The following is a 12,666-nucleotide window of genomic DNA, read 5'->3' as shown; positions in this document are numbered from 1 at the left end:
CGGAGGGGCGACGGGGGGGGGGTACACCCGACAGCGCCGGGCGGCTGCCGGGCGGCGCCTCGGTCCCTGGGGCGGGGCGCCGCCCGGCCGGTGGGTCAGGTGGACCAGATCACCGTTCCCGAGCCGCCCGGGTCGCGGGCGACGGCGACGCCGGTGGTCCCGTCGGCAACGACAAAGACGCCCCTCGCTGGCGCGCCCGGCGCAGCCGGCGGCCACCGACTGCTGGTAGCTCGGGCGCGGTTCGCTGCCGGAGCAGCCCGATCCGGCGCCCGTCCGGGCCGTCTCGGTCCAGCCCCGAGCGCCGCCGGACCGGCGCGCGGCCCGGCGGCCTCTCCCGGGCCCCGGGAGACCGGGCACACCCGGGCCGGGGGAGGCCGCGGTCGGCCGGGCCGGGGGAGCGGGAAGGTGTCAGGGGCAGCGCAGGGACACGCGGCGCCAGGCGATCTCCTCGTACGGGGAGTCGGCGCCGGTCTCGAAGACCGTACCGAGTTCGCCGCGGGCGATCCCGGTGAGGTCGGAGTACGCGGCGGGGGTAATGGGCGCGGTGAGGTCGGTGAGGGTGTGCCAGGTCCGGCCGTAGTCGTCGGAGCGGCGCAGGGTGAGGTGGCGGCGGCTGTCGGGGTCGGCGGGGCCGGAGTAGAGGAGCGGGGCGCAGGGCAGGCCGGCCGGAAGACCGGGGTCCTGGAGCACACCGCCCTGCACGGACGGTCCGACGAGGCCGGGCAGCGGGCGCAGCGGCGTGGTGTACGTGCGGCCGGCGGTCGCGGAGTACGCGGACGCGCGGTTCATGCCGGTGCCGCCGCCGTTGTTGCGGGCGGAAAGGTAGATCTCGCCGTCGGGCAGTTGGGCGGCGCTGGTCTCGTTGGGCCGGAGGGTGGCGTCGGTGTCGTTCTCGGAGGCGCCGAGCCGCCAGGTGCGGCCGTCGTCGTCGGACAGCAGCAGGTCCACGCCGGAACGGCCGTCGGCCTCCGAGTGGTTGGCGGCCACCACCAGGCGCCCGGCGGCCCTGCCGCGGGTGAGGGTCAGGCCGTGGCCGGGGCCGGTGGCGAACCACAGCCAGCCCGGCCGCTTGACCGACGCGGTGATCTCGCGCCGCGCGGACCAGGTGGCGCCGGCGTCGGCGGAGGTCTGCACGAAGGCGCGGCGGCTGTCGGCGGCGGGCACCTGGTCGCTTTGGATCTGCCCCTGGGTGGTTTGCCCGGCCTGCCGGTTGGTGAGCAGCACCAGGGTGCCGTCGGCGGCGACCACGGGTGTCGGGTTGCCCACGGTGTCGGTCCCGTCCTCGGCGACCACCTGCTGCGGTGTCCAGGTGCAGCCGCCGTCGGCCGAGCGCCGTTCCACCACGTCGATGTCGCCGTTGTCGGCGGAGCTGTGCACGCGGCCCTCGGCGAAGGCCACCAGGGTGCCGCGGACGGTGACGACGGCCGGGATGCGGTACGTCCGGTACCCGCCGGTGCCGGCCTTCCACAGCGTGGTCACGCACGGTGTGGCCCGCGTCGGGGCGGCGGCGGCCCGGCCGGCCGGCAGGACGGCGGCGAGCAGGCCGAAGACGGTCAGCAGGACGGCACGGGTGCGTTGCGGCATGCTCAAGCGATGCCTCACCCGCGGGCGGCGCGGCCGGCGTGTTGCCACTTCTCACCGTATCGGGTGACACGGCGGTCGGTCGTCCGGCGTACCCGGAGCCGCATCGGGGTGGAGCCCCGCCCGGCCGGACGCTGGCCGTACTCCGGCCGACCGGCCCTTGCCGGGTGGGGGATCCCGACCGGACCCCGGCTACCCGAAGAGCTGGCCGCCCCAGTCCTGGCCGGCCGGCAGTCCCGGCGGGACCGCGAACAGGCCGCTGGCGATGTGCTGGATGTACTCGTTGAGCGCGTCGTGCGCCCCCAGCACCCGTTGCAGCGTCGCGAACTGGTCCGGGCTCTTCATGAAGGCGACGAAGAACAGGCCGCCCATCAGGTCGCCCGTCTCCGGGCTGATGCCGTCGGTGTAGGAGTAGCCGCGGCGCAGGAGGCGCAGCCCGTTGTTGTTCTCGTGGGCCGCCAGCCGGATGTGCGCGCGGGCGGGGATCACGTACTGGCCGTCGCCGTCCTTCGCCGCGAAGTCCGGGGTGTCGAACTCGGCCTGGCCGGTCATCGGGGCGCCGCTGGTCTTGAACCGGCCGAAGACGTCCTGCTGGTCGCCGAGCCGGTCCCGGTCCCACTGCTCGAGCCGCATCTGGATCTTCCGGCTGACCAGGTACGAGCCGCCGCGCACCCACCGCTGCGGCTCGTCGTCCCCGATCCACACGTGTTGCGCCATCAGGGACGGGTCGGTGGCGTCGATGTTGCGGGTGCCGTCCTTGAAGCCCATCAGGTTGCGCGGGGTGGCCTGCTGCGGGGAGGTGGAGGAGGTGCGGCCGAAGCCCAGCTCCATCCAGCGCGGTACGACGGTGCCGAAGCCGAGCCGCCGCAGGTTCCGGATCGCGTGGAAGGCCACCTGCGGGTCGTCGGCGCACGCCTGCACGCACAGGTCGCCGTCGGAGTTGGCCGGGTCGAGGTTCTCCCCGGGCAGCTGCGGCAGTTTCCGCAGCAGCGACGGGCGGCGGCCGGCCAGCCCGAAGCGGCCGTCGAAGAGCGAGGGGCCGTAGCCGATGGTGACGGTCAGCCGGCCCGGCGTCAGGCCCACCGCCTCGCCGGTGTCGTCCGGCGGGGTGTTGAGGTCGCCCGCGTCGCCCGGGACCGGCTTGCCGGCCGCCATCGCCTCGGCCGCCGCGGTCCAGGTCCGCAGCAGGTCCGCGAGGTCGGCGCGGTCCGCCGTCGGCGAGACGTCGAACGTCGCGAAGCACAGCCGGTCCTGGGACGGGGTGGCGATGCCGGCCTGGTGCGCGCCGCGGAACGGCACGGTGGCGGCCTGCGCGGCGGCCGGGGCGCCGCCGCTGTCGTCGTGGCGGGTCGCCAGGACGGCGCCGCCCGCTCCCAGGGCGGCGCCGGCCACGGCTGCTCCGGCACCCACCGCCCCGAGGAGGCGGCGGCGGCTGACGGCCGCCGCCGGCTCGGTGGCACGGGGTTCGGGGGTGATGTCCGGAGTGTCGTTCACGGTCAGGAAATCTCTCTCGGGCCGTCGGGGCCGTTCAGGCGACTTTGCCGGCGATCTTCGAGACGGCCTCGGCGTAGGCGTCCACCGTCTGCGAAAGCGTACGCCGCTGGTCCGCGGTGACCTTGCTGTAGTCCAGGTAGCCGGTCTCCTCGTAACCGGGCTTGGCGACGTACTCGGCCAGCGCGTCCGCGGTCTGCTGGTAGCGCTCGGCGAGGGTGGCGACCAGCGCCGGGTCCTTCTGTCGGAGCACCGGCAGCAGGACGGTGACGGCCTCGTTGGCGCCGGCCAGGTTGCCCTCGAAGTCCAGCAGGTCGATGTGCGAGTAGCGCTCCTCCTCGCCGGTGATCTTCGAGGACTGGATCTCGTTGACCAGGTCGGTGGCGCCGTTGGCGATCTCGGCGGGCTGGTACGCGACCGTCTGCACCTTGGCGTAGAGGTTGTGGGTGTCGGCGCTGAGCTGGTCGGCGAGCTTGTCCGTGCCGGTCAGCGACTTCGTCTGCCACAGCGCCTGCTCGATGCGGTGGAAGCCGGTGAAGTCGGCGGGGGTGGCCGCGTCGTCGATCCGGCCGTCGATCCGGCCGTCCAGGTCCCCCCAGATCTCGGCGGTGGGCTCGATGCGCTCGTAGTGGACGCGGGCCTTGCCGTAGAGCAGCTTGGCCTCGTCGGTCTTGCCGGCCTTGACCGCGGCGGTGAACGCGTCGGTCGTGGTGACCATCTGCTGGACCTCGCCGTCGATCCAGGCCGCGTAGGTCTTGGTGGCGGCGACCAGCTGCGGGTCGTCCTTCCAGCTGTGCGCGGTGGAGCCGGTGACGGTGAACGTGGTCTTGTCGGTGTCCGCACCCGGGCAGTAGACCTGGTAGGTGCCCGCGGTCAGGGAGAGGGAGAAGTCGCCGGACAGGCCCGGGGTGAGGTTCTCCTTCTCGCCGAGCATCTTGCCGCCGTCCAGCAGCTCGGCCTCGGTGACCTTGGCGGAGTTCTTGTTCTTCACGGTGAACTTCACCGCGCCGGCCGGGACGGTGGCCGGGGTGGGCGCGCAGTCCTTGTCGGTGATGGTGATCGCGACGGTCGACGACTTGGCGGCGGCGTCCTGGCCGTTCGCGGCGGAGGAGTTCTTCGAACCGTCCCCCTTGTCGCCGCCGCAGGCGGTCAGCAGCAGGCCCGCGGAGATCACGGTCGCGGCGCAGGCCAGGACACGGCGGTGGTTGGCACGGGGGTTCACGGTCAGCTCCTAGGGAAGACCCGGCGGTGGGCGCGGGAAACAGAGGGGTACGGCGGTGGACGGGTGGGGGGAAGCGGGGTAAGGGGAAGAAGGGGAGGCGCGGGCGGTTCAGCCCGCCTGGGAGGCCTCGGCCGTGGCGGCGCCGGAGCCGTCCGGGGCGCTCCGGGCGGCCCGGGTGTCGGCGGGGCCTCGGGCGTCGGTGGTCTCCGGCGTGCCCGGAGGCGCCGTACGGCGCCGGGCCGGCCACAGCACGACGGCCGTCATCGGGATCGCGTAGACCAGCCAGCCGGCGACCATCAGCCAGGTCGGGTACGGCTGGATGCCGAGCACCCCGGTGACCACCGAGGAGGTCGGGGTGCCGGGCCGGACCAGCCAGGACAGGTCGAACGCCTGCGCGCCCTGGTCGAGCCAGCCGCCCTCGGCCGCGGTCATGAACGCGGTGGCGACCAGGCCGGCCGCGACCAGTACCAGCACGATGCCGGTGGCGCGGAAGAAGCGGGACAGGTTGAGCCGTACGCCGCCGCGGTAGATGCCGTAGCCGACGATGGCCGCGAGCAGGATGCCGAGCGCGGCGCCGGTGCCGCCGTACGCGGGGTTGCTGCTCTCGTTGAAGGTGGCCAGCAGGAAGACGGAGGTCTCGAAGCCCTCGCGCAGCACCGCCAGGAAGGCCATCGTCACCAGCGCCGAGGCCGAGCCCTCGGACAGCGCGCGGCCGGCCATGCCCTCCAGGTCCTTGCGCAGGTCGCGGGAGTGGCGGCGCATCCACAGCACCATGTAGCTGACCATCACCACGGCGATCACCCCGATCACCGTCTCCAGCTGCTCCTGCTGGCGCTGCGGCAGGTCGCTGGAGTAGATCTGCAGCGCCACCGCGACCACGACGCAGATCGCCACCGCGAGACCGACCCCGAGCCAGACCTTCTTCAGCGCGTCCCGGCGGCCCTGCTGACCGAGGAAGGAGGCGATGATGCCGACGATGAGGGCCGCCTCCAGTCCTTCGCGGAGTCCGATGACGAACGTTGGGAGCATGAGGGTCCTTCTGGTACCGGTTCGGCGTGTAAGCGAAGCCTGCCCTTGGTTAGGTCAGCCTTATTAGAATCGTGGAGCCCCGCGGTACGTCAAGCCGCGTGCGCGTACAAATCGGATGAAAGGGGTGCCAGGGCAAGGAAAATCGTCGGGATTTGACGATCTCTTTACCTTGCTTGCCGGGGGCCTGTTACTCCTGTGACGCAGACGTCCGGTTCGCCGCGGTGCCGCGGGCCGTACCGCCGGGGACACGGATTTGGGCGGCGAGCGGGAGCGGAGGGTCCGGGGGGGCGGCCTAGGGTCTGTCGGGGTCGGCGGCCAGTACGCGCTGGAGGAGGTCGCGCAGGGCGGTGCGGTCGCGTACCGACAGGCCGGCCAGGGGCTCGCGGGCGAAGCCCAGGGAGTCGCGCAGGTCGGTGACCGTCTCACGCCCGGTGTCGGTGGCGGCGGCCAGCTTCACCCGGCGGTCGGTCGGGTCGGCGCGGCGCTCGGCCAAACCCTGGGCCTCCAGCCGGTCCACGATGCCGGTGACGTTGGACGGTTCGCACCTGAGCTGCTGGGCGATCCGCCGCATCGGCATCGGTCCGCCGGACAGCAGCGCCAGTACGCGCGCCTGGGCACCGGTCAGCCGGTGGACGGCGGCAGCGGCGTCGTACTCATGGTAGTAGCGGGCCACCACGGTGCCGATCAGGTCGACGACCTCAGCGGTCAGCGGGTCCATGCGGGGGCTCATGGTCGAAGGCTACCCCATTACTTGACAACCTGAAACATCAAGATGGTTAATTAAAGACCTGAATTTTTTTTGAGGCCGACCGGACCGGCTCGCGGCCGACGCGAGGTCGATCCGGGCCGGTCGGCCTCGTCCCCACGGAAGGAGACACCCCCGTATGCCGAAGAGCCGCGAGTGGCATCTCGTCGCCCGCCCCGATGGCTGGCCGGTGCCCGAGGACTTCGCCCTGGTCGAGACGGAGGTTCCCGAGCCGGGACCGGGCCAGGTCCTGGTCCGCAACCTGTACCTGTCCGTCGACCCCTACATGCGCGGCCGGATGGGCAACCGGAAGTCGTACGCCGACGGGTTCGCGCTGGGCGAGCCGATGACGGGCCGGGCGATCGGACAGGTGGTGGCCTCGCGCGCCGACGGGTTGGAGGCCGGCGACCATGTGCGCCACATGCTCGGCTGGCGGGAGTACGCGCTGGTGGACGCCGCCGAGGCCGTCGTGGTCGACCCGGAGGCCGCGCCGCTGTCGGCGTACCTCGGGGTGCTCGGCATGCCCGGTCTGACCGCGTACGCCGGGGTGCTGCGGATCGCCGAACTCGCCGCGGGCGAGACGGCGTTCGTCTCCGGCGCGGCCGGTGCCGTCGGCAGCCAGGCCGGCCAGATCGCCAGACTCAAGGGCGCCGGGCGGGTGATCGGCAGCGCGGGCTCCGACGAGAAGGTGGCGCTGCTGACCGGGGAGTACGGGTTCGACGCCGCCTTCAACTACAAGAACGGGCCGGTGGCCGAGCAGTTGGCGGCGGCGGCGCCGGAGGGCGTCGACGTCTACTTCGACAACGTCGGCGGCGAGCACCTGGAGGCGGCGATCTCCGTGATGCGGCAGAACGGCCGTATCGCGATGTGCGGGGCGATCTCCAGCTACAACGCGACCGAGCCGCCGCCCGGCCCGCGCAACCTGGCCATGATGATCGGCAGCCGGCTCACCCTGCGCGGCTACCTGGTCGGCGACCACGACGACCTGCGCCCGCGGTTCCTCGAGGAGGCCGGCGGCTGGCTGCGCGAGGGCAGGCTGCGCCACCACGAGACGGTGCTGACCGGGATCGAGCGGAACGTCGACGCCTTCCTCGGGATGCTGCGCGGCGAGAACACCGGGAAGATGCTGGTGGCGCTCCCGGAGTGACGGGGGCCGGGCCGTGGTGACGTGACCGCCGCGGGGACGCCGGGGCGCCCGGCGGTCCCGGCCTTCCCGGTCGGCCTGGCTCTTCGAGGCGGTCCCGGCCTTCCCGGCCGGCCTGGCTCTTCCCGGCGGTCCCGGCCTTCCCGGCGGTCCCGGCCTTCCCGCACCTACCGGCCGCCCCGGTACCGCGCCGTCACTTCCCGGCGCGGGGCGGCATCGGGGCCAGCAGGGCGAGGAAGTCGCGGAAGGCGGCGGGCATGTCGACGGCCCCGGGGTCCAGCAGCCACTGGACCTGGAGGCCGTCCATCACCGCGGCCAGCAGGGTGGCGGCGCGTTCGGGGGTGAGGCCGCCCGGGAGGCGGTCGCCGTACTCCGCGCGGAGCGCGTCCGCGCCGCCGTCCCGGACCCAGGCGTAGCGCTCGCGGAAGTACTCCTGGGCCGGGTGGCCCTCGGTGACGCTGTCGCCCGCCAGAACGGTGAACGCCTGCACGATGCCGGGCCGGGTGGCGTTGTACTCGACCAGGCTGGCCACCACCTCCAGCGGCCAGGCGTGCCCGTGCAGGGCCGCCGACGCCATGTCCCACTGGTCGCGGGCCTCCAGGACGGCCACCAACAGGGCCTCCTTGGTGGGGAAGTGGTGCATCAGGCCCTGCTGGGTGAGCCCCACCCGCTCGGCCACGCAGGCCAGCGTCGCACCCCGGTAGCCGCGTTCGGCGATCACTTCCGTGGCGGCCTGGATGATCTCGCCGCGCCGCTCCGCGCGGTCGGCCCTCGTCCTCGGCATGTCCCGCTCCCCCTGCTTCCGCTGCTGAACTCCGGCCCGAGCCTACAAGATTACGGAATGGCAACTATGCCGACCGTTTGGCAGGTGGACCGTGGGTGCCGGGCCCAGGATGGCACCCCGGAAGGATCACGCGGCCGGGGATGCGACCGGGACGCGGCACGTAAGGGGACAGCGGATGACGCCGTACGCACAGGGTGCGGATGCCGAGCGCGAGCGGGCCGTCGGGGAAGCGCTCGGCAAGCTCGACCTGGCGGCCAAGACGCGGCTGCTGGCCGGGCAGGACATGTGGACGCTGCCCGCCCTCGGCGAGATCGGCCTCGGCTCGCTGGTGATGTCCGACGGCCCGATCGGGGTACGCGGCCGGCGCTGGACCGCCGAGGACCCGTCCGTCGCGCTGCCCAGCCCCACCGCGCTGGCCGCCACCTGGGATCCCGCGCTCGCCCGCCGGGTGGGCCGGCTGCTCGCACAGGAGGCGCACCGCAAGGGCGTGCACGTGCTGCTCGCGCCGACCGTCAACCTGCACCGCAGCCCGCTCGGCGGCCGGCACTTCGAGGCGTACAGCGAGGACCCGTATCTGACCGGCGCGATCGGCACCGCGTACGTGCTCGGTGTGCAGGACGGCGGCGTCGGCGTCACCGTCAAGCACTTCACCGGCAACGACGCCGAGACCGAGCGCTTCACCGTGGACAACCGGATCGGTGGACGGGCGCTGCGCGAGCTGTACCTGGCCCCCTTCGAGGCCATCGTCACCGGCGCCCGGCCGTGGGGGGTGATGGCCGCCTACAACGCGGTCAACGGCGTGCCGATGACCGAACACGAGACGCTGGTGGGCGGCGTGCTGCGCGGCGAGTGGGGCTTCGACGGGGTCGTGGTCTCCGACTGGCTGGCCGCGCGCTCCACCACCGGGGCGATCCGCGGCGGCCTGGACATCGCCATGCCCGGCCCGCGGACCGTCTACGGCGAGGCGCTGGCCGCCGCGGTACGGGCCGGCGAGGTGCCGGAGAGCCTGGTGGACGACGCGGCGCGCCGGGTGCTGCGGCTGTGCGCGCGGGCCGGGCTGCTGTCCGGCACCCCGGCGGCGGTCGCGGTGGCCGACCGGCCGGCCGGCGTCGACGGGGACGCGCTGGCCCGCGAACTCGCCGCGCGGGCCTGCGTGCTGCTGCGCAACGAGGTACGCGGCCCGGCGCGCGTCCTGCCGCTGGAGGCCGCCGGCCTGAAGGAGGGCGGGATCGCGCTGATCGGTGCCGCCGCCCGGCAGGCCAGGATCCTCGGCGGCGGCTCCGCCCAGGTCTACCCCGACCACGTGGTCTCGCCGTTCGACGGGCTGCGGGCCGCGCTGCCGGCCGGCGTCCCGCTGCGGTACGCGCTCGGCGCCGACCCCAGTGCGGAACTGGCGGCGGCCGGGCCCGGGTTCGCCCTGCGGGCCGTCGTCCGGGACGCCGAGGGGCGCGAGTTGGGCGGCGAGCCCCTGCCGGGCGGACAGGTGCAGTGGCTCGGCGACCTGCCGGCCGGCGTCTCCTACCGGCGGCTGCACACGGTCGAGACCTGCGGCACCTTCACGCCCCGCGTGAGCGGCGCGCACCGCTTCGGCACCCGGGGCACCGGCGCCCTGCGGCTGACCGTGGCCGGGCAGGTGCTTTTCGACGGCTGCCAACGGGACGAGAACGCCGACCCGTTCGAGGCGTTCTTCGGGCGGCCCACCGAACGCGGCACGGTCTGGCTGACCGCCGGCCAGCCGGTGGCGGTCAGCCTGCTGTCCACCCCGCCCAAGCCCGAGGAACTCCCCGTCGAGGCCGTCGGGTTCACCCTGCTGCACGGCGAACCCGAGCAGGATTCCGAGGAGTTGCTGACCGAGGCGGAGGAGGCGGCGCGGGCCGCGCACACCGCGGTGGTGGTCGTCGCCACCACCGAACGCGTCGAGTCCGAGGGCTTCGACCGCAAGGACCTGCGGCTGCCCGGCCGCCAGGACGAACTCGTCGCCCGGGTCGCGGCGGTCAACCCGCGGACCGTGGTCGTCGTCAACTCCGGCTCACCCGTGGAGCTTCCGTGGCGGCAGGAGGTGGCGGCGGTGCTGCTCGCGTGGTTTCCCGGGCAGGAGGCGGGGGCGGCGCTCGCCGACGTGCTGCTCGGCGCTGCGGAGCCGGGCGGGCGGCTGCCCACCACCTGGCCCGCCCGGCTGGCGGACGCGCCGGTCAGCCGGGTCGTCCCCGAGGACGGCGTACTCCCCTACGACGAGGGGCTGTTCATCGGCTACCGGGCGTGGGACCGGCGGCCGGGACCGGAACCCGCGTACGCCTTCGGGCACGGGCTCGGCTACACGGAGTGGGAGTACGAGGCGCTGGTGCTCGACCGGGGCGACCCGGAGGAGGGCACGCTGGCGACGGCGCGGGTCACCGTGCGGAACGTCGGCGCGCGGGCGGGACGGGAGGTCGTCCAGCTCTACCTGGCACCGGCACCGGCAGCGCGGGGGGAGCGGGCGGCGGAGCGGCCGGAGCGGCCGGGGCGGTGGCTCGCGGGCTTCGCGGTGGCCGTGGCGGCTCCCGGGGCCCGCGTCGAGGTCGTGGTCCCGCTGCCCCGCAGGGCCGCCGAGGTCTGGGACGAGGCGGCGGCGGCCTGGCGGTTCCTCGCCGGGGCGTACACCGTGACGGCGGCGCACTCCTCCTCCGACCCCCGCGTTTCCGCCGCGCTCAGCGCCTGACGGTCCGGGGCGCCCCCGGCCGGCCCGGCGCGCCCGCCTGCGCCGCGCCCGGTGCTCGACGCCGGCTCCGAGGGCGCCGTTCGGCCCGCCCGCCCGCGCTCCTTCGTCCCCCCATCCCGCGCCGCACCCTCGTCCCCCGTGGGGGGGCCTTCCCACCCGCATCACCCGTGCGGGTGAAATTCCGGCTTTCGGTCTCCCCGCCGGGGCGAGCCGCCGTCGGCGTCCGCGCGCCCGCAGGGTGCCGGCGGGGGGGCTACTTCGCGGTGCGGAAGCCCGCGACCCCCGCGAGGAGGGCCGCCAGCTTCGCCTCGCCCGTCGCGTTCGGGTGGAACCAGTCCCACCGGCTGAGGTCGTGGGTGGTGAAGCGGTAGCCGAAGACGGCGCCGTTGTCGTAGCGGCAGCGCGGAAGGCGGGCGCAGGCTCCGCCCATGGCCGCGTTGTAGGCGATCACCCGGTCGCGGACGGCGGTGCGGCGGGCGTCGGCCGCCGGGGTCCGGGCCTCCGCGTCCTTCAGCATCGACGGGCACAGGCCCAGCTTCCAGATCTGCCTGCCGAGCACGTTGGTGCGGCCGACCGACCACAGGCGTCGCAGGTCGGGGATGCTGGCCACCAGGATCTGGGTGTCCGGCAGCACGCGGTGCAGATAGGCCAGCGCGGCGGTGAAGTCCGCGCGGAAGCGGGCGACCGGCGTCATGGCGGCCACGCTCGCCGTACACGCGTCGTTGGCCCCGATCAGCACGGTGACCATGGCCGGCCGGTGCGCCGCCGCGGCCCGCGCCTGGGCCGTCAGACCGCCGACCCGCGCCCCCGACTCGGCGAGGTTCCAGCCGGCGGTCCCCACCGGGAGCCGGCTGCTGAGGCTGCCGACCCCGGCGCGCGAACCGGTCGCCCAGGACACCTCGGGGCAGTCGGCGAGCGGGTCGCAGGCGTCGAAACCGCGGGTGATGGAGTCGCCGAGCGCGGCGACGGACGCCGGGTGGACGTTCCACGGGCGGGCCGGCTTCGGCGCCGCCCGCCGCTGCGGCCCGGTGCTCGGGGAACGCGGGATCTGTGCGGGTGCCGTCGCCCGCCGCCCGTCCGGGGGCGCGCCCCGGGCGCCGCAGCCGAAGAGGCCGCCCAGCACCAGGGCCAGCAGCAGGGCCACGACGGCGGCCGTCACGCCGTGCCGGACGGCGGGCCGTCCCGGGTGCCGCATGCCGCGCTCCCCTCCGACGAGTGGGTGACATCTGTTACGAGCCCGACGGTACGTCACTCCCTCGATGACGCCGCACGGTAGCTTTTAGCCTGACACCCGCGCGAACCGACGGGAGGTCGAAACCGGCCGGGCGTCAGGCACCAATGTCGTCCTGTTTGCGATGAATAGTGCAGAATGTCTCATGTTGCCCCGGGAGCAGCCGGTTCGGGTGTTGAGGCCGCTGGGGAAGGCGAACCTCGTCCCACACTGGAGGTACCGGTGACGACACGTGGTGTTCTATACGTGCACGCCGCGCCGCGCGCGCTGTGCCCGCACGTCGAGTGGGCCGTCGCGGGCGTCCTCGGCGTGCGCGTTTCCCTGGACTGGATCCGCCAGCCCGCCGCCCCCGGCACCTGGCGTGCCGAGTTCTCCTGGCAGGGCGAGCCCGGTACCGCGTCGAAGCTGGCCTCCGCGCTGCGCGGCTGGCACATGCTGCGCTTCGAGGTCACCGCCGAGCCCTGCTCCGGCGCGGAGGGCGAGCGCTACAGCGCCACCCCCGACCTGGGCATCTTCCATGCCGTGATCGGCATGCACGGCGACATCCTGATCCCCGAGGACCGGCTGCGCGCCGCGATGCAGCGCGCCCGCAAGGGCGAGGGGGACCTGGAGGGCGAGCTGTCCAAACTGCTCGGCAAGCCGTGGGACGACGAGCTGGAGCCGTTCCGCTACGCGGGTGAGGGCGCGCCGGTCCGCTGGCTGCACCAAGTGGTCTGACGCCGGGCGCAATAGCCTGGCTGC

10 protein-coding genes are annotated in these 12,666 nt (G+C 74.2%); 3 read left to right on the top strand and 7 right to left on the bottom strand.

Features of this window, described 5'->3' with window-relative positions; translation table 11 throughout:
• Positions 1-408: 408 nt before the first annotated feature.
• The 5 genes from RLT57_RS07460 to RLT57_RS07440 form a co-directional block, all read right to left on the bottom strand.
• A complete protein-coding gene (locus RLT57_RS07460; protein ID WP_311296575.1) occupies positions 409-1,584 on the bottom strand; it encodes a sialidase family protein in 1,176 nt (391 codons plus the stop codon).
• Positions 1,585-1,773: 189 nt separating this feature from the next.
• Positions 1,774-3,075, bottom strand: coding sequence for an iron uptake transporter deferrochelatase/peroxidase subunit (gene efeB / locus RLT57_RS07455; RefSeq protein ID WP_311296574.1), 1,302 nt, complete (start codon positions 3,073-3,075; stop codon positions 1,774-1,776).
• 34 nt (positions 3,076-3,109) lie between these two features.
• Complete coding sequence (gene efeO / locus RLT57_RS07450) at positions 3,110-4,294, bottom strand: iron uptake system protein EfeO (protein ID WP_311296573.1); 1,185 nt, start codon at positions 4,292-4,294, stop codon at positions 3,110-3,112.
• A 108-nt stretch (positions 4,295-4,402) separates the two neighbouring features.
• A complete protein-coding gene (gene efeU / locus RLT57_RS07445; RefSeq protein ID WP_311296572.1) occupies positions 4,403-5,323 on the bottom strand; it encodes an iron uptake transporter permease EfeU in 921 nt (306 codons plus the stop codon).
• A 292-nt stretch (positions 5,324-5,615) separates the two neighbouring features.
• Positions 5,616-6,053, bottom strand: coding sequence for a MarR family winged helix-turn-helix transcriptional regulator (locus RLT57_RS07440; protein WP_311296571.1), 438 nt, complete (start codon positions 6,051-6,053; stop codon positions 5,616-5,618).
• Positions 6,054-6,207: 154 nt separating this feature from the next.
• Between RLT57_RS07440 and RLT57_RS07435 the strand changes: the two genes are divergently transcribed.
• Positions 6,208-7,215, top strand: coding sequence for an NADP-dependent oxidoreductase (locus RLT57_RS07435; RefSeq protein WP_311296570.1), 1,008 nt, complete (start codon positions 6,208-6,210; stop codon positions 7,213-7,215).
• Between the two features lie 190 nt (positions 7,216-7,405).
• On the opposite strand, the gene RLT57_RS07430 is transcribed toward RLT57_RS07435, so the two are convergent.
• Positions 7,406-7,996 (bottom strand): TetR/AcrR family transcriptional regulator, encoded by a 591-nt coding sequence (locus RLT57_RS07430; RefSeq protein WP_311296569.1) that lies wholly within the window; start codon positions 7,994-7,996, stop codon positions 7,406-7,408.
• Positions 7,997-8,171: 175 nt separating this feature from the next.
• Between RLT57_RS07430 and RLT57_RS07425 the strand changes: the two genes are divergently transcribed.
• On the top strand, positions 8,172-10,694 hold the full coding sequence (locus tag RLT57_RS07425; RefSeq protein ID WP_311296568.1) for a glycoside hydrolase family 3 protein: 2,523 nt from the start codon (positions 8,172-8,174) through the stop codon (positions 10,692-10,694).
• Between the two features lie 253 nt (positions 10,695-10,947).
• On the opposite strand, the gene RLT57_RS07420 is transcribed toward RLT57_RS07425, so the two are convergent.
• Positions 10,948-11,889 (bottom strand): SGNH/GDSL hydrolase family protein, encoded by a 942-nt coding sequence (locus RLT57_RS07420; protein WP_311296567.1) that lies wholly within the window; start codon positions 11,887-11,889, stop codon positions 10,948-10,950.
• A gap of 258 nt (positions 11,890-12,147) precedes the next feature.
• Here RLT57_RS07420 and RLT57_RS07415 point away from each other — a divergent pair, with 258 nt between their 5' ends.
• Complete coding sequence (locus tag RLT57_RS07415; RefSeq protein ID WP_311296566.1) at positions 12,148-12,642, top strand: DUF3145 domain-containing protein; 495 nt, start codon at positions 12,148-12,150, stop codon at positions 12,640-12,642.
• Positions 12,643-12,666: the final 24 nt, after the last annotated feature.

The organism is Streptomyces sp. ITFR-21 (assembly GCF_031844685.1).
Taxonomy (GTDB): domain Bacteria; phylum Actinomycetota; class Actinomycetes; order Streptomycetales; family Streptomycetaceae; genus Actinacidiphila.
This window is presented reverse-complemented; position numbering and strand designations above follow the sequence as displayed.

Coding starts and splice junctions, on each gene's coding strand:
- RLT57_RS07460 (WP_311296575.1), bottom strand. CDS start 1,584: ATGCCGCAACGCACCCGTGCCGTCCTGCTGACCGTCTTCGGCCTGCTC.
- efeU (WP_311296572.1), bottom strand. CDS start 5,323: ATGCTCCCAACGTTCGTCATCGGACTCCGCGAAGGACTGGAGGCGGCC.
- RLT57_RS07440 (WP_311296571.1), bottom strand. CDS start 6,053: ATGAGCCCCCGCATGGACCCGCTGACCGCTGAGGTCGTCGACCTGATC.
- RLT57_RS07435 (WP_311296570.1), top strand. CDS start 6,208: ATGCCGAAGAGCCGCGAGTGGCATCTCGTCGCCCGCCCCGATGGCTGG.
- RLT57_RS07430 (WP_311296569.1), bottom strand. CDS start 7,996: ATGCCGAGGACGAGGGCCGACCGCGCGGAGCGGCGCGGCGAGATCATC.
- RLT57_RS07425 (WP_311296568.1), top strand. CDS start 8,172: ATGACGCCGTACGCACAGGGTGCGGATGCCGAGCGCGAGCGGGCCGTC.
- RLT57_RS07420 (WP_311296567.1), bottom strand. CDS start 11,889: ATGCGGCACCCGGGACGGCCCGCCGTCCGGCACGGCGTGACGGCCGCC.